We start from the raw sequence: 24721 nt of genomic DNA on the forward strand, positions 1-24721 counted from the left end.
GTAGCACCATCTGTTCGTACTGGATCGCCCGCGCCCGCGAGCGATGACACTCTTGTTTATGACCGCACGGGGTTATTGAGGACAAAACCATGACTGAAATTCGCGTTCCGACGCTCGGTGAATCCGTCACCGAGGCTACCATCGGCCGCTGGTTCAAGAAGGCTGGAGACGCCGTGGCGGTGGACGAGCCGCTCGTCGAGCTCGAGACCGATAAGGTCACCATCGAGGTGCCCTCGCCCACGGCAGGAACGCTCGGCGAGATCGTGGCCAAGGACGGCGAGACGGTCGCCGTCGGTGCACTGCTCGGACAGATCAATGACGGCGCCGTCGCCGCCAAGCCCGCCGCAGCCCCGGCCAAGCCGGTCGCGTCGGCGGCCCCGCCGGCTGCGACAGCGACTGCACCGGCTGCCAAGGCTCCGCCGGCGGATGCGCCGCTGGCGCCGTCGGTGCGCAAGCTTTCCGCCGAGAGCGGCATCGATGCCACCACGGTGCCGGGCTCCGGCAAGGATGGTCGCGTCACCAAGGGCGATATGCTGGCGGCGATCGAGCGGGCGGCGTCGGCACCGACCCCCGTCAATCAGCCCGCCGCGGCCGTCCAGGTTCGTGCGCCGTCGCCGGCTGACGATGCCGCGCGCGAAGAGCGCGTGAAGATGACGCGCCTGCGCCAGACCATCGCGCGCCGCCTCAAGGACGTGCAGAACACCGCGGCGATGCTCACGACCTTCAATGAGGTCGACATGAGCCACGTGATGGCGCTGCGCGCGCAGTACAAGGACGTGTTCGAGAAGAAGCACGGCGCCAAGCTCGGCTTCATGGGCTTCTTCACCAAGGCCGTGGTGCAGGCGCTCAAGGACATCCCGGCGGTCAACGCCGAGATCGACGGCAGTGACCTGATCTACAAGAACTACTATCACATCGGCGTCGCCGTCGGCACCGACAAGGGCCTGGTGGTGCCTGTCGTGCGCGATTGCGACGGCAAGTCGATCGCCGACATCGAGAAGTCGATCGCAGATTTCGGCCGCCGCGCCCGCGATGGCCAGCTCAAGATCGACGAGATGCAGGGCGGCACCTTCACGATCACCAATGGCGGCATCTACGGCTCGTTGATGTCGACGCCGATCCTGAACGCGCCGCAGTCGGGCATTCTCGGCATGCACAAGATCCAGGAGCGGCCGATGGTGGTCGGCGGCAAGATCGAGGTGCGGCCGATGATGTATCTGGCGCTGTCCTACGATCACCGGGTGATCGACGGCAAGGAGGCGGTGACCTTCCTGGTGCGCGTCAAGGAGAGCCTGGAGGATCCGGCACGACTGGTGCTGGATCTCTGAGACCTCATCGTCCGGTTCATATGAGGCGCGCCAAGAGCGCGCCTCATAGCTTAACGGGGGCTACCATGAGCGACAGGGTTGCAGTCATCACCGGCGGCAGTCGCGGCATCGGCCGCGCCACGGCACTCGCGGTCGCCGCACGCGGTTTCAAGGTCGTGATCGGCTATGCCAGCAACGAGGCCGCGGCCAAAAGCGTCGTTGCGGCGATCGAGGCGAAGGGCGGCAAGGCCATCGCGGTCAAATGCGACGTCGGTCATGAGCGCGACATCCTTGCTCTGTTCAAGGCGGCGGACGCGTTCGGTACGCTGGGAGCGCTCATCAACAATGCCGGTATCGTCGGCCCGACCTCGCGCGTCGACGAGATGAGCGCCGAACGCATCGAGCGGCTGATGGCGGTCAACGTCACCGGCAGCATCCTCTGCGCGCGCGAGGCGGTGAAGCGGATGTCGACCCGCCATGGCGGCAAGGGCGGTGTGATCATCAACCTGTCTTCCGTCGCCGCCAAGCTCGGCTCGCCTAATACCTATGTCGATTATGCCGCCTCCAAGGGCGCGATCGATTCTTTTACGGTCGGCCTCGGTCATGAGGTCGCGGGCGAGGGCATCCGCGTCGCAGCCATTCGTCCCGGCCTGATCGATACCGAAATTCATGCATCCGGCGGCGAACCGGATCGTGCGCATCGTCTTGCTCCGATGGTGCCGATGAAGCGCGTCGGCACTGCCGAGGAAATCGCCAACGCCATCGTCTGGCTGGTGTCGGACGAGGCCTCCTACGTCACCTCAGCCATCCTCGACGTGTCCGGCGGCCGCTGACGCTCGCTCTCCAACTCATCCCACGAACTAATCCCACGGAAAATTCGATTATGGCCACTTACGATCTCATTGTCATCGGCACCGGACCCGGAGGTTACGTCTGCGCGATCCGCGCGGCGCAGCTCGGCATGAAGGTGGCGGTGGTTGAGAAAAACGCGACGCTCGGCGGCACCTGTCTCAACGTCGGCTGCATGCCCTCGAAGGCGCTGTTGCATGCCTCCGAGATGTTCGAAGAGGCCGGGCATTCCTTTGCAAAGATGGGCGTCAGCGTCCCGGCGCCGAAGCTCGATCTGCCGTCGATGATGAATTTCAAGCAGCAGGGCATCGACGGCAACGTCAAGGGCGTCGAGTTCCTGATGAAGAAGAACAAGATCGACGTGCTCCACGGCAAGGGCAAGATCTTGGGCTCCGGCAAGGTTCAGGTGACGGGCCAGGATGGTGCCAGCCAGACGGTCGAGACCAAGAACATCGTGATCGCGACCGGTTCCGACGTCGCGCGCCTGAAGGGGATCGAGATCGACGAGAAGCGCATCGTCTCATCGACCGGCGCGCTGTCGCTGGAGAAGGTGCCTTCGAGCCTGCTCGTGGTCGGCGCCGGCGTGATCGGCCTCGAGCTCGGTTCGGTGTGGCGCCGCCTCGGCGCGCAAGTCACCGTGGTCGAATTCCTGGACCGTATTCTCCCGGGAATGGATGGTGAGATCGCCAAACAGTTCCAGCGTATCCTCGAAAAGCAGGGCTTCGCGTTCAAGCTCGGCGCCAAGGTCACGGGCGTGAACACCGCGGGTGCGAAGCTTGCCGCGACCATCGAGCCGGCCGCCGGCGGCAGCGCCGAGACGCTGGAAGCCGACGTCGTGCTGATCGCGATCGGCCGCGTTCCTTACACGGAAGGACTGGGCCTGCAGGAAGCCGGCGTCACGCTCGACAATCGCGGCCGGGTGCAGACCGATCATCACTTCGCGACCAATGTGCCGGGCATCTATGCGATCGGCGACGTCGTCGCCGGCCCCATGCTCGCGCACAAGGCTGAAGACGAAGGCGTCGCGGTCGCCGAGATTCTCGCGGGCCAGGCCGGACACGTGAACTACGACGTGATTCCCGGCGTGGTGTACACGACGCCGGAAGTCTCTGCCGTCGGCAAGACCGAGGACGAGCTGAAGCAGGCCGGTGTCGCTTATACCGTCGGAAAGTTTCCGTTCACTGCGAATGGCCGCTCGAAGGTCAACCAGACCACCGACGGGTTCGTCAAAATTCTGGCGGATGCGAAGACCGATCGCGTGCTCGGCGTGCATATCATCGGCCGTGAGGCCGGCGAATTGATCCACGAAGCTGCCGTATTGATGGAGTTCGGTGGCTCGGCGGAGGATCTGGCGCGCACCTGTCACGCGCATCCGACGCGGTCGGAAGCCATCAAGGAGGCGGCGCTTGCGGTCGGCAAGCGTGCCATCCATATGTGATCGAGGCCCTGAGGCATGATTGCACGACCATGAGTCGCGCGATCATGCTGCCAGCAGGCAACGCGCAGTGCTGCGTCATTTGGCCGTATTGCGCTTGCCTGTTGCGGGGCTGAGATGGAGTTTCATGCTGCGCCGCCTGCTTCAGCCGTTCTGGGTCCTGCTTGCGATCATCTTCCTGATCGAAGCTTGGCTGTGGGACCACCTCGAGCCGATCGTGGCGCGCGTGGTCGCTCTCATTCCGCTCCGCGCCCTCAAGCAATGGCTCGCAGAGCGAGTCGATAGCCTGTCGCCGGCGATGAGCTTGATCGTCTTCATCGTGCCGGTCATTCCGCTCTTTCCGCTCAAGCTGGCCGGCATGTGGCTCCTGATGCACCAGCACTGGACCAGCGCCGTCTTCACGATCCTGTTCGCGAAGTTCCTGGGCGTCGGCATCACCGCTTTCGTGTTCGACGTGACGCGCAACAAGCTGTTGCAGATGGCCTGGTTCGAATGGCTCTATGAAGCGGTCCTGGCGCTCCGTGCCAAGGCGGCCGCGCTCGTCAATCCGATCAAGGCGCGGATCGTCGAGATCATCCGAGGACACCGCGACGGCTGGTCGTCCCGCGTACTGCGGCTGATCATGCGCTTCCGCAAGAGCGTGCAGCAGGCGCGCTGACCTGCCGCCGCGGCGGCTTTCAATGCAAATGCAGCAGATGCGGCTCGAAGATCCCGAGCACGGTCATTCCAATCCCGACCAGCATCAGTCCGCCCGAGATCCAGGCCAGCGCCAGCATGCCGGTGATGATGGTGGCCGAGGCCAGCACGATCGCGATCTGGAAGGCGGCTGATGCCAGTTCGTAGTGATGGTATTTGTCGGTAGCGAGGTTGCGCTCCTCTTCGGCGTGCTTGGCGCGTTCGGCCAGTTGTTCGCTGCCCTCGCCGGTGTCGGGCTCGGAGCGATAGCGCGAGGCGTTCTTCTGCCAGTCGTCGATCTGCTTCTGCAGTGCCGCCTTGGTCGTCTCGTCCGGCAAAGCCGGCAGGTTGAGCTTGCCCTGTTCGGCTGCGGTCTGCACCACGGTGCGGCGGATCGTCTTGGCCTGGAAGAACGCCCAGAGGTTCGAGGCCTCGACATTCTTGCTGATCGATTCGGTCTGTGCGCCCTTACCCAGGGTCTCCGATAGTGCCAGGCACAGCGCGATGACTGAGATCAGCAGCGCGATCTTCTTGTTCTCGCTCGAGGCATGCTCGGCGTGTTCGGCATGCTCCATGCTTTCATGTGCGCTCATCTGTTCCCCCTCCGGATGGTCAGAGGACGAATGCCGGAACGGCGAGGGCAGCGCAAGCGAAACGATATGACGGAAACGTGTCGGCGACGAACTCACCGCCGCGGATGCGCCGAGGCGTAGACCTCGAGCAGTCGTTCAGAGTCGATGCCGGTATAGATTTGCGTCGTCGACAGAGATGCGTGGCCGAGCAGCTCCTGGATGGCGCGCAAATCGCCGCCGCGCGAGAGCAGGTGCGTCGCGAAGGAATGGCGCAGCGCATGTGGCGTGGCGCTATCGGGCAGGCCCAGCGCGCCGCGCAGCCGCTCCATCGCCAGCTGGATGATGCGCGGGCTCAACGGGCCCCCCTTGGCGCCGACGAAGATCGGGCCCTCCTCCGGTAGCGGGTAGGGACAGAGCGAGGCATATTCATCGATCAGCTGCAGCACGTTCTGCAGCACCGGCACCATGCGGGTCTTGTTGCCCTTCCCGGTCACCACCAGCACGTCGCCTTCACCGGGACGCGGCACCTCGCGACGCTTCAGGCCGAGCGCCTCCGAGATGCGCAGCCCCGACCCATAGAGCAGCGCCATCACGGCGGCATCTCGCACCAGCACCCAGGTCTCGCGCGTCTCGCCGGCGCGTTCATCGGCATCGGTCACGCGCTTGGCCGCATCCATCGGCAGCGGCTTTGGCAGGCTCTTGGCGATCTTCGGCGCCCGGATCGCCGAGAACGCCCCGACCTTGCCCTTGCCTTCCCGCTCCAGGAAGCGGCCAAATGACCGCAGCCCCGCGAGCGCGCGCATCAGCGAGCGCCCGGCGATGTCGTTGGCGCGGCGCATCGCCATGAAGGCGCGGATATCGGTGGCTTCCAGCGCGGCGAAGCGTGCCAGCGTGACTCGCTCACCCCAGTGCTCGCACAGGAACTGTAGGCATTGCCTGAGGTCCCGCGCATAGGCCTCGACCGTCTTCGGCGACAGCCGCCGCTCGCTGCGCAGATGTGCGAGCCAATGCATCATCGCCTGCGACAGGCTGGCGTCGGCACAGACGAGCTCTGGCGGTTCGGGCGTCGTGATCGCTTTCTCTGGCTTGTTCTCTGCCTTGGCCATGGCGTTCTGGACAGCGCTGGTGATCTGACTATATCGCATTGCCTTCGTTTACCATTCGCTAACCGCTCGCGGCCGCGCTAGCCTCGATGGCCACAGGAACCGATTCCGTTCATGGACCGCGCGACGAATCCTCATCCAGGCGCTGCCGCGTCGACCCGCGTGGTCGACGTCCTGGTGCCGGTCGCGCTCGACCACACCTATTCCTATCGTGTGCCGCGCGGCCTGGAGTTGAAGCCGGGCGACGTGGTCGGCGTGCCGCTCGGGCCGCGCGAGGTGCTGGCCGTGGTCTGGGCGGACAACGCCAATCCCGATCCGCGCCTGCACAACCGCCTGAAGGATGTCTCCGAGAAGCTCGAGGTGCCCCCGCTCAAGGAGGAGCTGCGGGCACTGGTCGACTGGGTTGCGAATTACACGCTGTCGCCGCGCGGCATGGTGCTGCGGATGTCGCTGCGCATGGGCGAGCATCTGGGACCTGAACGCATCCGGCTTGGGGTGCGTCTGGTCGGCGAGGCGCCGAAGCGGCTGACGCCGGCGCGACGCCGCGTGATCGAGGCGGTGTCCGATCGCCTCCTGCACGGCAAGTCCGATCTCGCACGCGAGGCAGGCGTGTCGACCGGCGTCATCGACGGTCTCGTCGACGAAGGCACGCTCACCGTCGAAGCCATGCCGCGCGCCTTGCCACCGCCGCCGCCCGATCCTGGTTTTGCGCAACCGGAGTTCTTCCGCGAGCAGCGCGCGGCTGTCGATGCGATGCGCGCGCTCGCCGCCAACGGCACCTTCCATGTCGCGCTGCTCGACGGCGTCACCGGCTCGGGCAAAACGGAAGTGTATTTCGAAGCCGTGGCTGAGACGATCCGCCGGGGCAAGCAGTCGCTGATCCTGATGCCGGAGATCGCGTTAACCGGCCAGTTCCTCGATCGCTTCGCGCGCCGCTTCGGGGTGCGGCCGCTGGAATGGCATTCCGAGCTGACGCCGCGGACGCGCCAGCGCAATTGGGCCGCGATCGCGGCCGGCGAAGCACCGGTCGTGGTCGGCGCGCGCTCGGCGCTGTTTCTGCCCTATGCCGATCTCGGGCTCATCGTCGTCGATGAGGAGCATGACCAGGCCTACAAGCAGGACGAAGGCGCGCATTATCATGCCCGCGATATGGCCGTGGTGCGTGGGCACATCGCCAAGATTCCGGTCGTCCTGGCTTCGGCCACACCCTCAGTCGAGACCGAGGTCAATGCGCGCAAGGGACGCTATCAGCGCGTGGCGCTGCCCTCGCGTTTCGGCGGCCAGCACATGCCGCATATCGAAGCCATCGATCTGCGGCGCGAGCCGCCGCCGCGTGGCCGCTTCGTCTCGCCGCGGCTCGCCGGCGAGATCCGCAACGCGATCGAACGGCGCGAGCAGGCGCTGCTGTTTCTCAACCGCCGCGGCTATGCGCCGCTGACTTTGTGCCGCGCCTGCGGCCATCGCTTCGCCTGCACCATCTGCGACGCTTGGCTGGTCGATCACAGATTTCGTCAGCGCCTGGTCTGCCATCATTGCGGCTTCTCGATGCCGCGTCCGCCCACCTGCCCGCATTGCGCGGCGGAGCAGTCGCTGGTTGCCGTCGGTCCCGGCGTCGAGCGCCTGCAGGAGGAGGCGGCGGCGCTGTTTCCGGAGGCGCGCAGCATGGTGCTGTCGAGCGACCTCATCACCTCGATCGAGACCATGCGCGCCGAACTGACGGAGATTGCGGAGGGCCGCGTCGACATCATTATCGGCACCCAGCTCGTGGCAAAAGGCCATCATTTCCCCCGCCTCAATCTGGTTGGCGTGGTCGATGCCGATTTGGGTTTGAGCAACGGCGATCCGCGCGCGGCAGAGCGCACTTGGCAACTCCTCAACCAGGTAATCGGGCGCGCCGGCCGCGACCAAGGCCGCGGCGTCGGCTATCTGCAGACGCATCAGCCGGAGCATCCGGTGATGAAGGCGCTGGTCGCCTGCGATCGCGAGGCGTTCTATGCGAGCGAGATCGAGGCGCGTGAGCGCACCGGCTATCCGCCGTTCGGCCGGCTGGCGAGTCTGATCATTTCGGCCGGCGACCGGCCCACCGCTGAGGGCTTTGCGCGTCAGCTGGCCACGACGGCGCCGCGCGAAGAGGGGGTGACCTTATTGGGGCCGGCCGAGGCACCGCTCGCCGTCATCAAGGGCCGCTATCGTTTCCGGCTGCTGCTGAAATCGGCGCGCAATTTCGATCTATCGGATTATCTGCGCCATTGGCTGGCGCATGCGCCGAAGCCGAAAGGCAACCTGAAGCTCGAAGTGGACGTCGACCCGCAGAGCTTCTTGTAGCACGTTGCTTGTTGCGCCCCCTCCGCCGCTCATAGCCAGCGGAGCGACTTGTCCGCCGAAGCCTGAAGCAATCCAGGATGGTCCAGAGTGGAAGGCCTGGATTGCTTCGGGGCTTCGCCCCTCGCAATGACGGTGCGAACGGGCGGCGGTATCGACCTCAACCTGCAGCCTTCGACCGTCATGCACATCTGGCGCATGGAGCAGACGGCGGTGCTGAGGGAGAAGCGGCCTGCGTCTTACGAAACGACTTCGGCGGTGACGCGGCCGACGCCTGCGCGGGTCAGGCCGATGGCGCGGGCCGCGCCGGTCGAGAGGTCGAGCACCCGGCCACGGATGAACGGGCCGCGATCGTTGACGGTGACGATCACGCTCTGACCGCCATGGGTGACGCGCAGCTTGGTGCCGAACGGCAGCGAGCGATGCGCGCAGGTCATGGCATTGGAGTTCATGCGCTGGCCCGAGGCGGTGCGGCTGCCGGATTCGCTGCCGTAGTAGGAGGCCATGCCCGAGAAGGTCCGGCCGGAGCCCGAGTTCGATCCGATCGAGGCGTTGGCGTTCACCCAAGATCCATTCGACCAGCCGTTCGCGAACGACTCCGACGCCGCCTCGCCGCTGGGGCGGGCCATGTGGTGGTGATGGTGGCGATGATGGTGATGCCTGGTCCGGGCCGACGCCTCGGTGGCGGTGCCGCCGACGATCAGGGTGACGGCGACGGCGAGCGCAGTTCGCGAGCCGGCAATCTTGGCGACCGGCAGCTTCTTCAGTTTCAGCATCTACAACGGTTCCTTTAGGGTAGTATTGCCACGTTCTGTGGTCAGTTGACCCCCGTCAGTTTTGAGCGATCGCCGTTTGGTGGCGCAATGCGGCACGAATGGGGCAGTAGATTTCGTTCCCACGCCGCGGAAATATTCTGTGGCGGCGTACATTGATCCAGGAAAATTCCGTAATCTTGTACGTTAACTGGAAATTAACGGCTAAAATACTTTATAATACTGTCAAAGAAAGTCTTTATCGTTTCGGGTAAGTTTTCGCCAAATATTGCGCCTGTAACGCGCGCAGGGCGCCCACGGGTCGAAAATGGCCGGTCAAGGGACTTTGGTCATAACCCCTATGCGCCCAGCGCGTGGAACATCGCGGCGGCGAGTTGGGAAGTTACGGTAACATGGTCTGACGGGCGGCCGGCGCCCGGTGCTGTCCGCTGATGCAGGCTGGCCGCGCTGCGGCGATAAGGCGCCGATTGGGGGGCTGGTCTTGTTGCGGCTGCGCTTACGCTATGTTAGCAAAGCGCCGCTTTTCGTGATCAAGCTGCTTTTGCGGCGATCGAAAATCAAAGTCCGGCTTGAATTCCAAGGGCTTGATCGGTTTGCGCCGCGGCGCGGCGCCGGTTTCCTCCTTGCGGATTTGACATAATAAAAAGAGCACGTCTGTGGCTGCTGAAGATCCGTCCGTATCAGGTGTGTCCGGTCGTTATGCGACCGCCCTGTTTGAGTTGGCCCGCGATGAGAAGTCGATCGATGCGGTCAAGGCCGATCTCGACAAATTCGACGCGCTGGTGACCGAGAGCGCCGATCTCAAGCGGCTCGTCCGCAGCCCGGTCTTCGCCGCGGACGTGCAGCTCAAGGCGCTGACGGCCGTTCTCGACAAGGCCGGCATCTCCGGCATCGCCGCCAACTTCCTGAAAGTGCTGACCGCCAACCGCCGCCTGTTTGCGGTGGCTGACGTGATCCGCGCCTTCAGCGCGCTGGTGACCAAGTTCAAGGGCGAGGCCAGTGCCGATGTCACGGTGGCCGAGCCTCTGTCCGACAAGAATCTCGACGCTCTGAAGGCCGCCCTGAAGACGGTGACCGGCAAGGACGTCGCTCTCAATGTGAAGGTCGATCCTGCGATCATCGGCGGTCTCGTCGTCAAGCTCGGCAGCCGCATGATCGACAGCTCGCTCCGCACCAAACTCAATTCGATTAAGCACGCGATGAAAGAGGCAGGCTGATGGACATCCGCGCCGCGGAAATTTCCGCGATCCTGAAGGACCAGATCAAGAATTTCGGACAGGAAGCCGAGGTCTCCGAAGTCGGCCAGGTGCTCTCCGTCGGTGACGGTATCGCCCGCGTCTACGGCCTCGACAACGTCCAGGCCGGCGAGATGGTCGAGTTCGAGAACGGCACCCGCGGCATGGCGCTGAACCTCGAAACCGACAATGTCGGCGTCGTCATCTTCGGTGCCGACCGCGAGATCAAGGAAGGCCAGACGGTCAAGCGCACCCGCGCCATCGTCGACACGCCGGTCGGCAAGGGCCTGCTCGGCCGCGTCGTCGACGCGCTCGGCAATCCGATCGACGGCAAGGGGCCGATCCAGGCGACCGAACGCAAGCGCGTCGACGTCAAGGCGCCCGGCATCATTCCGCGCAAGTCGGTGCACGAGCCGATGGCCACCGGTCTCAAGGCGATCGACGCGCTGATCCCGATCGGCCGCGGCCAGCGCGAGCTGATCATCGGCGACCGCCAGACCGGCAAGACCGCGATCGCGCTCGACACCATCCTGAACCAGAAGCCCCTGAACGCGCAGAACGATGAGAAGATCAAGCTGTACTGCGTCTACGTGGCGGTCGGTCAGAAGCGTTCGACGGTTGCTCAGTTCGTGAAGGTGCTGGAGGAGCAGGGCGCTCTGGAATATTCGATCGTGGTCGCCGCGACCGCATCCGACCCGGCGCCGATGCAGTATCTCGCGCCGTTCACCGGCTGCACCATGGGCGAGTACTTCCGCGACAACGGCATGCACGCGGTCATCATCTATGACGATCTTTCCAAGCAGGCCGTCGCCTATCGCCAGATGTCGCTCTTGCTGCGCCGTCCGCCGGGCCGCGAAGCCTATCCGGGCGACGTGTTCTATCTGCATTCGCGCCTGCTCGAGCGGGCCGCCAAGCTGAACGACGCGCAGGGGGCGGGATCGCTGACCGCGCTGCCGGTGATCGAAACCCAGGCCAACGACGTGTCGGCCTACATCCCGACCAACGTGATCTCGATCACCGACGGCCAGATCTTCCTGGAGACCGACCTGTTCTTCCAGGGCATCCGTCCCGCGGTGAACGTCGGTCTGTCGGTGTCGCGCGTCGGTTCGTCGGCGCAGACCAAGGCGATGAAGAAGGTCGCCGGCAAGATCAAGGGTGAGCTGGCGCAGTACCGCGAAATGGCGGCGTTCGCGCAGTTTGGCTCCGATCTCGACGCCGCCACTCAGCGCCTGCTCAACCGCGGTTCGCGCCTGACCGAACTCTTGAAGCAGCCGCAGTTCTCGCCGCTGAAGATGGAAGAGCAGGTCTGCGTGATCTGGGCCGGCACCAACGGCTATCTCGACGGTCTGCCGCTCAACAAGGTCGGCGCCTTCGAGGAGGGGCTGCTGTCGACGCTGCGTGGCAAGCATGCCGACCTGCTCAACGCCATCCGCGACAGCCGCGACCTGTCGGACGACAGCGCCTCCAAGCTGAAGGCCGTGGTCGAGGCTTACGCCAAGTCCTTCGCCTGATTGAGCAGGCCATGGCTGGCTGGGTTCGCCCGGCCATCCACGTCGTCGATGTGGGACAACGGGACATGTCATGCCCGGCACGAGGCCGGGCGTGAATCATCTTAAGGGTTGAGCGGTCAAGTCCCAGGGGACCGGCCGCCGGGGTGAGCTAGACGAGCAATGGCGTCACTGAAAGATATGCGGGTCCGCATCGCCTCGACCAAGGCGACGCAGAAGATCACCAAGGCAATGCAGATGGTCGCAGCCTCCAAGCTGCGCCGCGCGCAGACGGCGGCCGAAGCGGCGCGTCCCTATGCCGAGAAGATGGACGCGGTGATCTCGAACATTGCGAGTGCCGCGGCAGGTTCGGCCACTGCGCCGAAACTGCTTTCAGGCACCGGCCGCGACCATGTCCATCTGCTCCTGGTCTGTACCGGTGAGCGCGGCCTGTCCGGCGCCTTCAACTCCTCGATCGTGCGTCTGGCGCGCGATCGGGCCCTCGCCTTGATGAACCAGGGCAAGGAGGTCAAGTTCTTCTGCGTCGGCCGCAAGGGTTATGAGCAGCTCCGCCGCCTGTTCGAGAAGCAGATCGTCGAGCATGTCGACCTACGCGCCGTGCGCCAGCTTGGCTTCGTCCACGCCGAGGACATCGCCAAGAAGGTGATTGCACGTTTCGAGGCCGGCGAGTTCGATGTTTGCACGCTGTTCTATTCGCGCTTCAAATCGGTGATCGCGCAGCTCCCGACCGCCCAGCAGATCATCCCGCTGGTCGTCGAAGAGCGGCCGGCCAATGCCGCGCCGGTCGCGCTCTACGAATACGAGCCGGAGGAGGATGAGATCCTCGCAGGTCTCCTGCCGCGCAATGTCGGCGTCCAGATCTTCCGCGCGCTGCTCGAGAACAACGCCTCGTTCTACGGTGCGCAGATGACCGCGATGGACAATGCCACGCGCAATGCCGGCGACATGATCCGCAAGCAGACCCTGGTTTACAACCGGACCCGCCAGGCGATGATCACCAAGGAACTGATTGAAATTATTTCGGGTGCCGAGGCCGTGTAACAGCGGTCACGCAGCACTCATTCGAGGCAATCAAGGTCAATATCCCCGGTCGAGCCGGCCGAGGTCGAGAATTCGGATCGTAAGGAGAGAGATGAGATGGCTACCGCAGCCAACCAGATCGGTCGCATTACCCAGGTCATCGGCGCCGTCGTCGACGTTCAGTTCGAAGGTGAACTTCCGGCGATCCTGAATTCGCTCGAAACCAAGAACGGTGGCAACCGCCTCGTGCTCGAGGTCGCGCAGCATCTCGGTGAGAACACCGTGCGCACCATCGCGATGGATACCACCGAAGGTCTGGTGCGGGGCCAGGAAGTCACCGATACCGGTGAGCCGATCTCGGTACCGGTCGGCGAGGGCACGCTCGGTCGCATCATGAACGTGGTGGGCGATCCCGTCGACGAAGCCGGTCCGGTCAAGGCGGTCGGCAAGCGCGCCATCCATCAGCCGGCTCCTGCCTATACCGAGCAGTCGACCGAAGCCGAGATTCTCGTCACCGGCATCAAGGTCGTCGATCTGCTCGCGCCTTATGCCAAGGGCGGCAAGATCGGCCTGTTCGGTGGCGCCGGCGTCGGCAAGACGGTGCTGATTCAAGAGCTGATCAACAACGTCGCCAAGGCCCATGGCGGCTACTCGGTGTTCGCCGGCGTCGGCGAGCGTACCCGTGAGGGCAACGATCTCTATCACGAGTTCATCGAATCCGGCGTCAACAAGCAGGGCGGCGGCGAAGGATCGAAGTGCGCGCTGGTGTACGGCCAGATGAACGAGCCGCCAGGCGCGCGCGCCCGCGTCGGCCTCACCGGCCTGACCGTCGCCGAATATTTCCGCGATCAGGGGCAGGACGTGCTTTTCTTCGTGGACAACATCTTCCGCTTCACCCAGGCGGGCTCGGAAGTGTCGGCGCTGCTCGGCCGCATTCCGTCGGCGGTGGGCTATCAGCCGACGCTGGCCACCGACATGGGCGCGCTGCAGGAGCGCATCACCACCACCACCAAGGGCTCGATCACCTCGGTGCAGGCGATCTACGTTCCGGCCGACGACTTGACCGACCCGGCACCGGCGACCTCGTTCGCTCACTTGGACGCTACGACCGTGCTGAACCGTGCAATCTCGGAAAAGGGCATCTACCCGGCGGTGGACCCGCTCGACTCGACCTCGCGCATGCTGTCGCCGCTGGTCGTCGGTGAGGAGCACTACACCACTGCGCGCATGGTCCAGCAGATCTTGCAGCGCTACAAGTCGCTGCAGGACATCATCGCCATTCTCGGCATGGACGAGTTGTCGGAAGAGGACAAGCTCACCGTGGCGCGCGCCCGCAAGATCGAGCGCTTCCTTTCGCAGCCGTTCCACGTCGCCGAGATCTTCACCGGCTCGCCCGGCAAGTTCGTCGAGCTCGCGGACACCATCAAGGGCTTCCGCGGCTTGTGCGAAGGCAAGTATGACCACCTGCCGGAGGCTGCCTTCTACATGGTCGGCACCATTGAAGAGGCTGTCGAGAAGGGCAAGAAGCTGGCGGCGGAAGCCGCCTAAGCGAATAGCGAATAGGGAGTAGCGAATAGAACAGACTATTCGCTGCATCCTCTTCACTACTCGCCATTCGCTATTCGCTATTCGCAGGTGTCAAATGGCAACCTTTCATTTCGATCTCGTCTCGCCGGAAAAGATCGCCTTCGCTGGCGAAGTCGATCAGGTCGATATCCCCGGGCTGGAAGGTGACTTCGGCGTCCTGGCCGGACATGCGCCGTTCGTCGCGGCGTTGCGGCCCGGCATCTTGACGGTGACGACCGGCAGCACGCATCAGAAGATCATCGTGCTGGGCGGACTTGCTGAGGTTTCCGACAAGGGGCTGACGGTGCTTGCCGATGTGGCCACCTCGCTGGCTGAGCTCGACCGTGCCGCACTCGCCGGCCAGATCTCCGAGATGGAGGCCAAGCTCGCCGAGAAGGAAGGCAACGAGCTCGACCGCGCCATTGAGCGGCTGGATCACTTCAAGACCATCCAGTACCAGCTCAATACCACCGCCCTTCATTAAGTCGGCGGCGCGCCCGAGAACTCGCAAACCAGCATCGAACGACAAAAAGGCCGGGCTTCGTCCCGGCCATTTTGTTGAGGTGTCCGATCAGATCACCTGTTCGGCAAAGCGCGCGAACTGCCGGGCCACTTGGCGATAGACTTCGCGGCGGAACGGTATGACGAGGTCCGGCACAAGGGCCAAGCGTTCCCAGCGCCAAGCGTCGAACTCGGCCGCCTGCCCATTGCGCAGCGTCAGCGGATCGATATCGGCCTCGTCGCCGGTGAAGCGCATGGCGAACCATTTCTGGTGCTGGCCGCGGAATCGGGCGAGCCGGTGCGAGGGGTCCTCGAAGGGCGGAAATTCATATGTCAGCCAGTCGCTCTCGCCGAGGAAATCGGCGTCACGGATGCCTGTCTCTTCCCAGAGTTCCCGGCGTGCGGCGTCCCGCAGATCCTCGCCTGCGTCGACGCCTCCCTGCGGCATCTGCCATTCCAGCCCCGGCAGAATGATCTCCGGTCCGTCGTCGCGGAAGCGACGGCCGAGGAAGACCTGGCCTTCGGTATTGAACAGAGCGATCCCGACATTCGGACGATAGGGCTTTGTCTCGCTCATGAGATTGCTGACCTGATCCGTCGAGATGCGATGTCGCAAATGCGCGGCGCGCGGCGAGCCATTATCGCTTCACCAGCTTGGTGAATTCCTGCACCACCCGTTCGTAGACCGGGCGCTTGAACGGGACGATCAGCTCGGGCAGATTCTGCATCGGCTCCCACCGCCAGCCGACGAATTCAGCCTTGTGGTGACCGCCGCCGGGATGGGCGACTTCGATCTCGCTATCCTGGCCGGTGAAGCGCATGGCGAACCATTTCTGGCGCTGTCCGCGATACCGTCCTTTCCAGGCGCGTCCGGCCACCGTCCGCGGGATGTCGTAAGTCAGCCAATCGCCGATCTCGGCGAGCTTCTCGACCGAGCGCACGCTGGTCTCCTCATAGAGCTCGCGCTTGGCCGCATCCCACGCGTCCTCGCCAGGATCGACGCCGCCCTGCGGCATCTGCCACACATGGGATTCATCGACATGCTCGATGCCGCCGGCACGACGACCGATGAAGACCAGCCCCTCTTGGTTGATAAGCATGACGCCGACACAGTCTCGGTAGGGCAGGTCTTCGTAACGTGTCATTCCGTCAAAGCCTTCCTGCGGTCGACCTCTATTCACGGGCCGCTCGCCTTACCTGCGCCGGGCTAGGACCGGACGCCGTCAATTGGATTTTGATTTCAGCATCGCGCTTGTCAATGGCACAAGCAAAATGCCTTTGCGCTCCAGCCCTTTGATCCAGGTTCCGATGCGCTCGATCGAGACCGGCAGGGCCGATGCCGTGCCGATTGCGACGCCGCGCTCTTTCGCAAGGCTCTCGAGCTTCGTCAGCGCGTTGTCGATCTCAACGGCGGTCGGCACCGCGTCGATCGCGACGTCGCCCTTGGCGAAGGGCATGGCTTGGCCGGTTGCCAGCGCGCCTGCGACGCTGCGGGGCGCTGCGCCGTCATCGAAGAAGGCGAGCCCCCGCTTGGCGGCTTCCGCGACGATGGGCTGCATCGCGCTCTCGGTCGCGACGAAGCGTGCACCCATGAAATTTGCGACCCCGACATAGCCCTGCAGTCGGCTCAAATGCCAATACAGCCGATCAATATTCTGGTCCGGTCCCAAGGTGGCCAGCAAGGTCTGCGGCCCCGGATCGTTGTCCGGGTAATCATACGGCTCCATCGGGATCTGCAGCAGGATCTCGTGGCGCTGGGCCCGCGCGCGCTCGGCGAGCTTGCCGGGATCGGAGCCGTAGGGTGTGAAGGCCAAGGTCACCGCTGCAGGCAGCTTCATGATGGCGTCGGTGGTCTTGGCGGCCCCGACGCCAAGCCCGCCGATCACGATCGCCACGACCGGCATTTTCGCGGCCTTGGCGCGGTCGGCGTCTGCCGCATAGGCCGTGAACGGCTTCAGCCCATCGGCGGATACCGGGATCATGCCGTAGCGCGATTTTTCAAGCAGCCGCGGGTCCACACCGATCATGGCCGTTGCCGGCGTGGCCTTGCCTGAATCGCCGCCATCGGCCGTGTCGGCGCCGATCGCCACCTCCTGCCGGGTGCCGCTGGAGCCATCGATGATGGTCACCGTCTTCTGGCTGCCGCTCGGCTGCTGCTTCGTCTCCGTAGCACTGCCGTGCTCGGATTTGGCGGCGGGTTTCGCTGTAGCGGCCTCGTCATCGCTCGGCTTGATGCCGCTGCTGATCGCAATCCGCACCACGGGCTCGCCGCCGAGCGGATCGTCATGGAATAGCGCGAAGCCGGCGAACACGACCAAGGTCAGCCCAAGCAGCACGGCCAGCGCTTGCCATCCGGTGAACGGAAGCCGGAGCCGGCGCCTGCGACGTGTCTCCGTCTGTCCCAGCGGGGCGCTCAGCTCGTCGGCCGTTTCTGTCATCGAAATTCCCGAATCAGTCGGGCCGACGATACCACGGCCGAGTGTACCCGCGCAGGGCTCGGGCTTTGGTGACGGTCAAGGAAGAGAGCGGCCCACCTGTCGGCGGTCAGCGCTTGGACGCAAAAAGGGCGGCCCGAAGGCCGCCCTTGCGAAACTTGAATTTCCGAAATTTTGCGTCAGTTCGGCTTCGGCGTCTGCCGCTCGCTGCCGGCCGGCTTGTCGGCTGCCGCCTTGTCGGTCGTTGCTGCCGGTGCTGGATTCGCCGAGGAGCTGCTCTTGATGCCGTGCAGCAGGTCATCGGCCATCTTCAGTGCCTTGTCGTCCTTGGCGTCCGGCGGCACGTAGGACTGCGAGCCGGTCTTCTCGTCGCCATCGTTCTTCAGGTGGCCGCGCAACGAGGCCTCGCCCTTGGTGTCCATGCGCGATTTCAGCTCGTCCGGCACGTCCTGCAGCACTTCGATGTCGGGCACGATGCCCTTGGCTTGGATCGACTTGCCCGACGGCGTGTAGTAGCGCGCCGTCGTCAGGCGCAGCGCGCCATTGCCCGCGCCGAGCGGGATGATGGTCTGCACAGATCCCTTGCCGAACGAGCGGGTGCCCACCAGCGTCGCGCGCTTGTGATCCTGCAGAGCACCAGCGACGATTTCGGAGGCCGAGGCCGAGCCGCCATTGATCAGCACGATCACCGGCTTGCCCTTGGTCAGATCGCCCGGATGCGCGGTGCGGCGCTGGGTTTCCTCGGCATTGCGGCCGCGGGTCGAAACGATCTCGCCCCGCTCCAGGAAGGTGTCGGAGACGGTGACGGCCTCTTCGAGCAGGCCGCCCGGATTGTTGCGGAGATCGATGACGTAACCCTTCAGCTTGTCGCCGATCTGGTTCTGCAGATCCGCGATGCTCTTCTTCAGGCCTTCGGTGGTCTGCTCGTTGAAGGTCGTGATGCGGATATAGGCGATGTCGTCGGCCTCGACGCGCGAACGCACCGAGCGAACGCGGATGTTGTCGCGGGTCAGCGTGACGTCGAGCGGATTGTCGGCGCCCTTGCGGACGATCTTGAGCTTGATCTTGGTGCCGACGGGGCCGCGCATCTTCTCGACCGCCTGGTTCAGCGTCAGGCCCTGCACGGCCTCGTCGTCGAGATTGGTGATGATGTCGTTGGCCTGGATTCCGGCCTTCGAGGCCGGCGTGTCGTCGATCGGCGAGACCACCTTGATCAGGCCGTCTTCCATGGTGACCTCGATGCCGAGGCCACCGAACTCGCCGCGGGTCTGCACCTGCATGTCGCGGAAGCTCTTGGCATCCATGTAGCTCGAATGCGGATCGAGGCCCGAGAGCATGCCGCTGATCGCGGATTCCACGAGCTTCGAATCGTCGGGCTTTTCGACATAGTCACTGCGCACGCGCTCGAACACGTCGCCGAACAGGTTGAGCTGGCGATAGGTATCAGCGGTCGCGGCGCGCGCGGTCGATCCCATCAGCACTGCGCGTGGCTGCGTTACCAGCAGGGTCAATGCCGCACCGGTGGCCGCGCTCAGGAGAATTACCGAAGTCTTACGCATCATCCGCGTACCTTTTCGCCTTCATTTGTGGCCCACCATGGGCCTGGATCGATTGGAGTGCCGTCCTTACGAAACTCGATATAGAGCACAGGTTGGCTCGCATTGGTGGCGAGAATGGAGGCGACCTGCGAGGTGTTTCCCATGGTCGCGACCGGCTCTCCCGCCTGAACAAACTGCCCGATAGTGACGGAAATGCGCTCCATCCCGGCGATCAGGACATGATACCCGCCCCCGGCGTTGAGGATCAAGAGTTGTCCGTAGCTGCGGAAGGGCCCGGCATAGACGACCCAGCCATCACACGGCGTTGTGACTTGGGCTCCGGGCCGGGTCGCCAAAGAAATGCCTTTATCGACACTACTGGCACCGTCGGAACCGCCAAAACCGCGAATCTTGGTGCCGTTCACGGGAAGGGCGAGCATTCCTTTGGTCGAGGCAAAGGCGATCGCCGGGCTCTTGCGATTTGAGTTTCGCAGTGCGTTGACGTCAGGTTTGTTGTTGACCGGAACGCCCTGCAGGCTCGCCGTCACCGCGGCCTTGGCTGCGCTCTTGACGTCCTGCTCCATGGTCGCGATCAGGCCTTGCAGATTGTCGATCTGCTGGGCGATCGCGACCGCGCGGGCGCCTTCAGCCTGCATGTCCTTCTCGGCGGCAGCCTGCTGACGCTGGCGTTCCTCGATCAGAGCGGATAGCCGCGTTTGATCGGTTCTGAGCTTATCGCGGTCGAGTGCGAGCTTGTCGCGCTCGGTCGCGATGGTCTTGCGGACGTTGAGCAATTCGCCGAGGTCGCCCGATAGCTTTTCGGCGCGGCTACGCATCTCCGGCACGACCGAGCCGAGCAGCATCGCGGTCCGCAGCGATTGCAGCGCATCTTCGGGCCGCACCAACAGCGCCGGCGGTGTCCGGCGGCCGGCGCGCTGTAGCGCGGCCAGCACCTCGATGATCTCGGAGCGCCGCGACTCCAGGGAGTCGCGCAGTTCCTGCTCGCGACTGTCCAAACCGCGCAGCCGCGTCTCCGCCTCGCCGATGTGGCCTTCGATACCGCGCACCTGCGCGGCGACATCGATCAATTGCTGATTGAGCTTGCTGCGATCCTGACCGATCGCGGCGATATCCGCCTTCAGTCGCTCCTGGGCGTCTGCCGCGCTCTTTTGCGCCGCGCGGGCGGCCTCGAGCTCCTGTTCGCGCTGCTTCAAGGCGTCGGCGGACGGCGGCGTCCCGGCCGTGGGTGTCCCGACCGACGGTCGCAGCGGGGTCTGGCTGAACACCGGTCCAGCGGGCGCCACAAGGATTGCGGATAGGAGCAGGGCTGAGAGCGAGGGGGTGGGAGGCCGGCCGGGGCGGCTGGTGAATGAAGGGAAGCGAGGGGGCCGCGCAGCGGACATCGGACCTTAATGTGCTCGTCTCGGCGCCAATTCAAGCGCGGTGATAGGGATGGCCTGCCAGGATCGTCGCGGCCCGGTAAAGCTGCTCCAGAAGCAGAACGCGGACAATCTGATGCGGCCAGGTCGCGGTCCCGAACGCGATCCTCAGCTTCGCTCTGCGCTGCAATTCGGGCGAAAGTCCGTCAGCCCCGCCGATCACGAAAGCCGTGCTGGGCGCGGCCTCGTCACGCCAGCGGCCGAGCTGACCGGCAAAGCCGGCGCTGTCAATGTTTTGGCCGTGTTCGTCGAGCGTCACCAGCAGGGATTTTTCCGGGATGTGAGTCGCGATCGCCGCCGCTTCCTCGGCGATCCGCGCCGCCGCATCGCGGGCGCGGCTTTCGCTGATCTCATGGATGTCGATGCCGCGGAAGCCGAGCTTGCGGCTGAGATCCTCGAAGCGCTCGCGATAGCGATCTGCGAGCTCGCGTTCAGGACCCTGCTTCAGGCGGCCGACGGCAATGACAACAATGCGCATGCGATATCGTTAGCATGCGCACGCATGGCATGACACCGCGCCGTCGCGTCAGAGCGTCTTCGCCGGCTTCGGCCCCTGCGTCCACAACCGCTCGAGATTGTAGAACTCGCGGACCTCGGGCCTGAACACGTGCACGATCACGTCGCCGGAATCGATCAGGACCCAATCGCAGTTGGGCAGGCCTTCGATATGCGGCGGTTTGACACCGGATTCCTTCAGGGCTTTAGCGACGTTTTCCGCGATCGAGCCGACGTGCCGGTTGGACCGGCCCGAGGTGACGACCATGTAGTCGGAATATGCCGATTTACCACGAAGATCGATGGTGACCGTCTCTTCCGCCTTCATGTCGTCGAGGCGGGAAAGGATCATGCTCAGGGTCTTGTCGGCGTCGGGTTGCGCCTGCAAGGCCGCTTTCGGGGTCGATGTTTTACGCGTCGACTTGACGGTCTTCGGTAAAACCGACTGGGACAATACAGATGTGGTCAGGGACCATTCCTTTCACTGTATCGCAGGCCGAATCTCTTCGCCTGCTGACCATACTACGCATGTGGGGTTAACGAGTTCAATATTCCAGTACCCCACTTTCCCGGCACTTTTCCGAGGCTCGATAACCAGATTCGGTCTCCGGAACCTCGACGTAGCAGGGACCGACAAGCGCTCGCGCGTCTCGATGTCGCACCCGCTCTTCGGGTGCGGTCTTGCATTTCATTCCGACTTCCAGCTGCCGTCCGGGTTCCTAAGGCCGGTCGACGACAGGTTCAATTTGAGGCCGGTGAGGAACACCCAGGCGGGGGCGTGGCGATCGGCGAGCCGGCCGGCCTCGTTCTCCGGGATTCGGTAACGCGCCAGCGCGCGGGCTGCGGGCGCGGTCAGGGCGCGAAAGCTCTGAGGCGGCCGATCGATGATGGCCATCGGCACTTGGGCAGCGATGCGCTGCCAGTTCTGCCAACGATGGAACTGCGCGAGATTGTCGGCGCCCATGATCCAGACAAAGCGCAGGCGCGAAGCACGCCTACGCAAGTAGTTGATCGTATCAGCAGTGTAGCGGGTCCCGATGACGGCTTCGAGACAGCTGATCTCGATCCTGGGGTCGGCAGCCATTTTCTGCGCCGCGGCCGCACGCTCGGCGAGCGCGTGCAGGCCGTCATTGTCTTTCAGCGGATTGCCCGGCGTGACCAGCCACCAGACGCGATCGAGTTGCAGTCGCTTCAGCGCGAACAGGCTGATAGCGCGATGCGCCTGATGCGGCGGGTTGAAGGAGCCGCCGAGCAGGCCGATGCGCATGCCATCGCTATGAGGCGGCAGCCCTTGGAGGAACGCGGGCGCGGTGGCGGAGATATCGTTCAAGGACGTCTCCGCTGCAGGCCCTGGCAGCTCTGCCGATGCTTCACGCCAACGCTCGCTGTTACGGACGGGTCTGCCCGGTACCGTGGATGCGGTACTTGAAGCTGGTCAACTGCTCCACGCCAACGGGCCCGCGTGCGTGGAACTTGCCGGTGGCGATGCCGATCTCCGCGCCGAAGCCGAACTCGCCACCGTCGGCGAATTGCGTCGAAGCGTTGTGCAGCACGATCGCCGAATCCACCTCGTTGAGGAACTTGTCGGCCGCTTTGGTATCCTCGGTCACGATCGCATCGGTGTGATGCGAACCGTGCTCGTGGATATGAGCGATGGCGCCCTGCACGCCATCCACCACCTTGGCGGCGATGATCGCGTCGAGATATTCGGTGTCCCAGTCCTCCTCGCTCGCCGGCTTCACGCGCGAGTCGGCACGCTGGACTGTTTCATCGCCCCGCACTTCGCAGCCGGCGTCGATCAACATATCGAGCAGCGGCTTGAGCATGGTGCCGGCCGTCCGATCCACCAGCAGGGTTTCGGCGGCGCCGCAGACGCCGGTGCGACGCATCTTCGCGTTCAGCACGATCGATTTCGCCATCTCCAAGTCGGCAGCGCCATCGACATACACGTGGTTGACGCCTTCGAGATGGGCGAACACCGGCACGCGCGCTTCAGCCTCGACCCGCGCCACCAGGCTCTTGCCGCCGCGCGGCACGATCACATCGACGCCGCCGTTCAAGCCGCTCAGCAGCAGCCCCACCGCGGCCCGGTCGCGGGTCGGCACCAATGTGATCGATGCTTCAGGCAGGCCCGCTTCGCGCAAGCCCTGCACCAGGCAATCGTGGATCGCGCGGCAGGACCGGAAGCTGTCGGAGCCGCCGCGCAGGATCACCGCGTTGCCGGATTTCAGGCAGAGTGCGCCAGCGTCGGCAGCGACGTTCGGCCGGCTCTCGAAGATCACGGCGATGACGCCGAGCGGCACGCGCACGCGCTCGATGGTCATGCCGTTCGGGCGTTGCCAGCTTTCGGTGACGACGCCGACCGGATCGGAAATCGCGCGCACGGCGGCGATCCCGTCCGCCATGGCGGCGATGCGCGCCGGCGTCAGCGTCAGGCGGTCGATGAAGGCGCTGGTGATCCCGGCAGCCTTGGCCTCGGCGACGTCCTCAGCATTGGTAGCGAGGATGGCATCGGCGCGCGCACGGATCAAACGCTCCATCGCTTCCAGCGCGCGGTTCTTTTGCTCAGCCGGCGCCAGCGACAGCACCCGCGCGGCCGCGCGGGCCTGTGCGGCAAGCTCGTTCATCAGCGCGGGCAGATCGGCGCTGCCGTCGATGGCTTTGAGGGAAGCTGTCATGACGTTCCAACCTTGAATTTCGATCAATTCCTAGCATGAAAGCGACGTCGGAGCGAATTCGCCGCCCATCTACGCCGTCGGTCCGGCGCCGGCCGGTCCGATCACCAGGTCATCGCGATGGATCATCTCGGCCCGGCCGGGCACGCCCAGGATGGTGGCGACATCCGGCGAGGAGCGGCCTTTGATCCTGTCGGCGTCGTCGGCGTCATAGGCCACCAGTCCGCGACCGATTTCATGCATGTCGGGCCCGCGCACCACCACCGCGTCGCCGCGGGCGAACTGGCCCTCCACGCGGACGACGCCCGCGGGCAGCAGGCTCTTGCCGGAGCGCAGCGCCGTCACTGCACCGGCATCGATCACCAGCATGCCCTTCGGCTCCAGCGAGCCTGCGATCCAGCGCTTGCGCGCGGTGACGGGGTTGGCGGGCGTCAGGAACCAGGTGCAGCGGCCACCTTCGGCGATCGCGGTCAGCGGATGCTCGATCTTCCCGGAGGCGATCAGCATGTGGGTGCCGCCGGTGGTCGCGATCTTGGCCGCCTCGATCTTGGTGTGCATGCCGCCGCGCGACAGCTCGGACGCGGCGCTGCCGGCCATCCCCTCGATCTCGGCGGTGACGGTTTCGACCACGGGAATGAGCCGCGCGTTCGGGTCCTGGGCCGGCGGCGCCGTGTAGAGCCCATCGATGTCGGAGAGCAGAATCAGCAGATCGGCGCTGGCCATGGTCGCAACACGTGCGGCCAGCCGATCATTGTCGCCGTAGCGGATTTCGGCGGTCGCGACCGTGTCGTTCTCGTTGATCACGGGCACCGCGCGCCATTCCAGGAGCTTGGCGATGGTCGAGCGGGCGTTGAGATAACGCCGCCGCTCCTCGGTGTCCTGCAGAGTGACCAGGATCTGCCCGGCATCGATGCCGTGCGCGCCCAGCACCTCCGACCAGATCCGGGCCAGCGCGATCTGGCCGACGGCGGCCGCGGCCTGGCTTTCCTCCAGCTTCAGAGGACCGCGCGGCAACTTCAAGCGGCTGCGGCCGAGCGCGATCGAGCCCGAGGACACCACCAGCACCTCGCAGCCGGCGTCATGCAGCTTGGCGATATCGGCAGCGAGCGCGGCGAGCCACGACGTCCGCACGTCTCCGGCCTCGGCATCGACCAGAAGCGAGGAGCCGACCTTGACCACGATACGGCGGAAATTCTCGAGTTTGGGATCGGCCATGATGAGCTGCGAGGTCGGTTCGAATGCCTCGCATGGATGGAGGCACGGGGCGTCGCGA

23 protein-coding genes are annotated in these 24721 nt (G+C 64.7%); 10 read left to right on the forward strand and 13 right to left on the reverse strand.

All coding sequences use genetic code 11. The annotated features are described in order from the left end of the window. The first annotated feature begins 89 nt into the window (after nt 1-89). The 4 genes from odhB to QX034_RS13675 all read left to right on the forward strand — a co-directional run bounded on the left by odhB (nt 90) and on the right by QX034_RS13675 (nt 4249). Nucleotides 90-1328 (forward strand): 2-oxoglutarate dehydrogenase complex dihydrolipoyllysine-residue succinyltransferase, encoded by a 1239-nt coding sequence (gene odhB / locus QX034_RS13660; protein WP_315702079.1) that lies wholly within the window; start codon nt 90-92, stop codon nt 1326-1328. A gap of 65 nt (nt 1329-1393) precedes the next feature. Next, a complete protein-coding gene (locus tag QX034_RS13665) occupies nt 1394-2140 on the forward strand; it encodes an SDR family oxidoreductase (protein ID WP_315702078.1) in 747 nt (248 codons plus the stop codon). A gap of 50 nt (nt 2141-2190) precedes the next feature. Beyond that, a complete protein-coding gene (gene lpdA / locus QX034_RS13670) occupies nt 2191-3594 on the forward strand; it encodes a dihydrolipoyl dehydrogenase (protein ID WP_315728057.1) in 1404 nt (467 codons plus the stop codon). Between the two features lie 124 nt (nt 3595-3718). Then, nucleotides 3719-4249 carry a hypothetical protein gene (locus tag QX034_RS13675; protein WP_315728055.1) on the forward strand — a complete coding sequence of 177 codons (531 nt, stop codon included), beginning with the start codon at nt 3719-3721 and terminating at the stop codon, nt 4247-4249. 19 nt (nt 4250-4268) lie between these two features. Here the strand turns inward: QX034_RS13675 and QX034_RS13680 are convergent, their stop codons facing one another. Together QX034_RS13680 and QX034_RS13685 are read right to left on the reverse strand one after the other, a co-directional pair. Beyond that, the gene (locus QX034_RS13680) at nt 4269-4859 is read right to left on the reverse strand and encodes a DUF4337 domain-containing protein (protein WP_315702075.1); all 591 of its coding nucleotides are present in this window, start codon (nt 4857-4859) and stop codon (nt 4269-4271) included. Nucleotides 4860-4951: 92 nt separating this feature from the next. Then, a complete protein-coding gene (locus tag QX034_RS13685) occupies nt 4952-5944 on the reverse strand; it encodes a tyrosine recombinase XerC (protein WP_315729992.1) in 993 nt (330 codons plus the stop codon). 111 nt (nt 5945-6055) lie between these two features. Here QX034_RS13685 and QX034_RS13690 point away from each other — a divergent pair, with 111 nt between their 5' ends. Beyond that, on the forward strand, nt 6056-8266 hold the full coding sequence (locus QX034_RS13690) for a primosomal protein N' (RefSeq protein ID WP_315728052.1): 2211 nt from the start codon (nt 6056-6058) through the stop codon (nt 8264-8266). Nucleotides 8267-8502: 236 nt separating this feature from the next. Here QX034_RS13690 and QX034_RS13695 read toward each other — a convergent pair whose 3' ends face one another. After that, nucleotides 8503-9039 (reverse strand): septal ring lytic transglycosylase RlpA family protein, encoded by a 537-nt coding sequence (locus QX034_RS13695; protein WP_315702072.1) that lies wholly within the window; start codon nt 9037-9039, stop codon nt 8503-8505. Between the two features lie 653 nt (nt 9040-9692). Between QX034_RS13695 and QX034_RS13700 the strand changes: the two genes are divergently transcribed. From QX034_RS13700 to QX034_RS13720, 5 genes are all read left to right on the forward strand, one after another. After that, complete coding sequence (locus QX034_RS13700; protein WP_316195470.1) at nt 9693-10253, forward strand: F0F1 ATP synthase subunit delta; 561 nt, start codon at nt 9693-9695, stop codon at nt 10251-10253. Beyond that, on the forward strand, nt 10253-11782 hold the full coding sequence (gene atpA, locus QX034_RS13705) for a F0F1 ATP synthase subunit alpha (protein ID WP_315702070.1): 1530 nt from the start codon (nt 10253-10255) through the stop codon (nt 11780-11782). Before QX034_RS13700 ends, atpA begins: the two co-directional genes overlap by 1 nt. Before the next feature lie 159 nt (nt 11783-11941). Beyond that, nucleotides 11942-12820: a F0F1 ATP synthase subunit gamma gene (locus QX034_RS13710; RefSeq protein WP_315702069.1), complete on the forward strand. Its 879-nt coding sequence runs from the start codon at nt 11942-11944 to the stop codon at nt 12818-12820. A 96-nt stretch (nt 12821-12916) separates the two neighbouring features. Next, nucleotides 12917-14347 carry a F0F1 ATP synthase subunit beta gene (gene atpD, locus QX034_RS13715; protein ID WP_315702068.1) on the forward strand — a complete coding sequence of 477 codons (1431 nt, stop codon included), beginning with the start codon at nt 12917-12919 and terminating at the stop codon, nt 14345-14347. A gap of 94 nt (nt 14348-14441) precedes the next feature. Continuing rightward, the gene (locus QX034_RS13720; protein ID WP_315729953.1) at nt 14442-14849 is read left to right on the forward strand and encodes a F0F1 ATP synthase subunit epsilon; all 408 of its coding nucleotides are present in this window, start codon (nt 14442-14444) and stop codon (nt 14847-14849) included. Between the two features lie 87 nt (nt 14850-14936). Here QX034_RS13720 and QX034_RS13725 read toward each other — a convergent pair whose 3' ends face one another. The 10 genes from QX034_RS13725 to proB all read right to left on the reverse strand — a co-directional run bounded on the left by QX034_RS13725 (nt 14937) and on the right by proB (nt 24663). Further along, complete coding sequence (locus QX034_RS13725) at nt 14937-15443, reverse strand: RNA pyrophosphohydrolase (RefSeq protein ID WP_316195471.1); 507 nt, start codon at nt 15441-15443, stop codon at nt 14937-14939. 61 nt (nt 15444-15504) lie between these two features. Further along, entirely contained in the window at nt 15505-16011 is a 507-nt protein-coding gene (locus QX034_RS13730) for an RNA pyrophosphohydrolase (RefSeq protein ID WP_315729951.1), read from the reverse strand. Nucleotides 16012-16089: 78 nt separating this feature from the next. Continuing rightward, nucleotides 16090-17304, reverse strand: coding sequence for a divergent polysaccharide deacetylase family protein (locus QX034_RS13735; protein WP_315767651.1), 1215 nt, complete (start codon nt 17302-17304; stop codon nt 16090-16092). Between the two features lie 176 nt (nt 17305-17480). Next, the gene (locus QX034_RS13740) at nt 17481-18863 is read right to left on the reverse strand and encodes a S41 family peptidase (protein ID WP_316195472.1); all 1383 of its coding nucleotides are present in this window, start codon (nt 18861-18863) and stop codon (nt 17481-17483) included. Then, nucleotides 18860-20242 carry a murein hydrolase activator EnvC family protein gene (locus QX034_RS13745; RefSeq protein WP_316195473.1) on the reverse strand — a complete coding sequence of 461 codons (1383 nt, stop codon included), beginning with the start codon at nt 20240-20242 and terminating at the stop codon, nt 18860-18862. Before QX034_RS13745 ends, QX034_RS13740 begins: the two co-directional genes overlap by 4 nt. Nucleotides 20243-20273: 31 nt before the next feature. Continuing rightward, nucleotides 20274-20756 carry a 23S rRNA (pseudouridine(1915)-N(3))-methyltransferase RlmH gene (rlmH, locus tag QX034_RS13750; protein WP_315702061.1) on the reverse strand — a complete coding sequence of 161 codons (483 nt, stop codon included), beginning with the start codon at nt 20754-20756 and terminating at the stop codon, nt 20274-20276. Nucleotides 20757-20804: 48 nt separating this feature from the next. Then, nucleotides 20805-21161, reverse strand: a complete 357-nt coding sequence (gene rsfS / locus QX034_RS13755; RefSeq protein WP_315702060.1) for a ribosome silencing factor — start codon at nt 21159-21161, stop codon at nt 20805-20807. A gap of 300 nt (nt 21162-21461) precedes the next feature. Next, nucleotides 21462-22061: a nicotinate-nucleotide adenylyltransferase gene (locus QX034_RS13760; protein ID WP_315703127.1), complete on the reverse strand. Its 600-nt coding sequence runs from the start codon at nt 22059-22061 to the stop codon at nt 21462-21464. 100 nt (nt 22062-22161) lie between these two features. Beyond that, nucleotides 22162-23451 (reverse strand): glutamate-5-semialdehyde dehydrogenase, encoded by a 1290-nt coding sequence (locus QX034_RS13765; RefSeq protein ID WP_315728046.1) that lies wholly within the window; start codon nt 23449-23451, stop codon nt 22162-22164. Between the two features lie 69 nt (nt 23452-23520). Continuing rightward, nucleotides 23521-24663 carry a glutamate 5-kinase gene (gene proB, locus QX034_RS13770; protein WP_315742616.1) on the reverse strand — a complete coding sequence of 381 codons (1143 nt, stop codon included), beginning with the start codon at nt 24661-24663 and terminating at the stop codon, nt 23521-23523. Nucleotides 24664-24721: the final 58 nt, after the last annotated feature.

The sequence above is a fragment of the Bradyrhizobium sp. SZCCHNR3119 genome (assembly GCF_032487775.1).
Taxonomy (GTDB): Bacteria; Pseudomonadota; Alphaproteobacteria; order Rhizobiales; family Xanthobacteraceae; genus Bradyrhizobium.

Coding starts and splice junctions, on each gene's coding strand:
- odhB (WP_315702079.1), top strand. CDS start 90: ATGACTGAAATTCGCGTTCCGACGCTCGGTGAATCCGTCACCGAGGCT.
- QX034_RS13665 (WP_315702078.1), top strand. CDS start 1,394: ATGAGCGACAGGGTTGCAGTCATCACCGGCGGCAGTCGCGGCATCGGC.
- lpdA (WP_315728057.1), top strand. CDS start 2,191: ATGGCCACTTACGATCTCATTGTCATCGGCACCGGACCCGGAGGTTAC.
- QX034_RS13675 (WP_315728055.1), top strand. CDS start 3,719: ATGCTGCGCCGCCTGCTTCAGCCGTTCTGGGTCCTGCTTGCGATCATC.
- QX034_RS13680 (WP_315702075.1), bottom strand. CDS start 4,859: ATGAGCGCACATGAAAGCATGGAGCATGCCGAACACGCCGAGCATGCC.
- QX034_RS13685 (WP_315729992.1), bottom strand. CDS start 5,944: ATGGCCAAGGCAGAGAACAAGCCAGAGAAAGCGATCACGACGCCCGAA.
- QX034_RS13690 (WP_315728052.1), top strand. CDS start 6,056: ATGGACCGCGCGACGAATCCTCATCCAGGCGCTGCCGCGTCGACCCGC.
- QX034_RS13695 (WP_315702072.1), bottom strand. CDS start 9,039: ATGCTGAAACTGAAGAAGCTGCCGGTCGCCAAGATTGCCGGCTCGCGA.
- atpA (WP_315702070.1), top strand. CDS start 10,253: ATGGACATCCGCGCCGCGGAAATTTCCGCGATCCTGAAGGACCAGATC.
- QX034_RS13710 (WP_315702069.1), top strand. CDS start 11,942: ATGGCGTCACTGAAAGATATGCGGGTCCGCATCGCCTCGACCAAGGCG.
- atpD (WP_315702068.1), top strand. CDS start 12,917: ATGGCTACCGCAGCCAACCAGATCGGTCGCATTACCCAGGTCATCGGC.
- QX034_RS13720 (WP_315729953.1), top strand. CDS start 14,442: ATGGCAACCTTTCATTTCGATCTCGTCTCGCCGGAAAAGATCGCCTTC.
- QX034_RS13725 (WP_316195471.1), bottom strand. CDS start 15,443: ATGAGCGAGACAAAGCCCTATCGTCCGAATGTCGGGATCGCTCTGTTC.
- QX034_RS13730 (WP_315729951.1), bottom strand. CDS start 16,011: ATGACACGTTACGAAGACCTGCCCTACCGAGACTGTGTCGGCGTCATG.
- QX034_RS13735 (WP_315767651.1), bottom strand. CDS start 17,304: ATGACAGAAACGGCCGACGAGCTGAGCGCCCCGCTGGGACAGACGGAG.
- QX034_RS13740 (WP_316195472.1), bottom strand. CDS start 18,863: ATGATGCGTAAGACTTCGGTAATTCTCCTGAGCGCGGCCACCGGTGCG.
- QX034_RS13745 (WP_316195473.1), bottom strand. CDS start 20,242: ATGTCCGCTGCGCGGCCCCCTCGCTTCCCTTCATTCACCAGCCGCCCC.
- rlmH (WP_315702061.1), bottom strand. CDS start 20,756: ATGCGCATTGTTGTCATTGCCGTCGGCCGCCTGAAGCAGGGTCCTGAA.
- QX034_RS13765 (WP_315728046.1), bottom strand. CDS start 23,451: ATGACAGCTTCCCTCAAAGCCATCGACGGCAGCGCCGATCTGCCCGCG.
- proB (WP_315742616.1), bottom strand. CDS start 24,663: ATGGCCGATCCCAAACTCGAGAATTTCCGCCGTATCGTGGTCAAGGTC.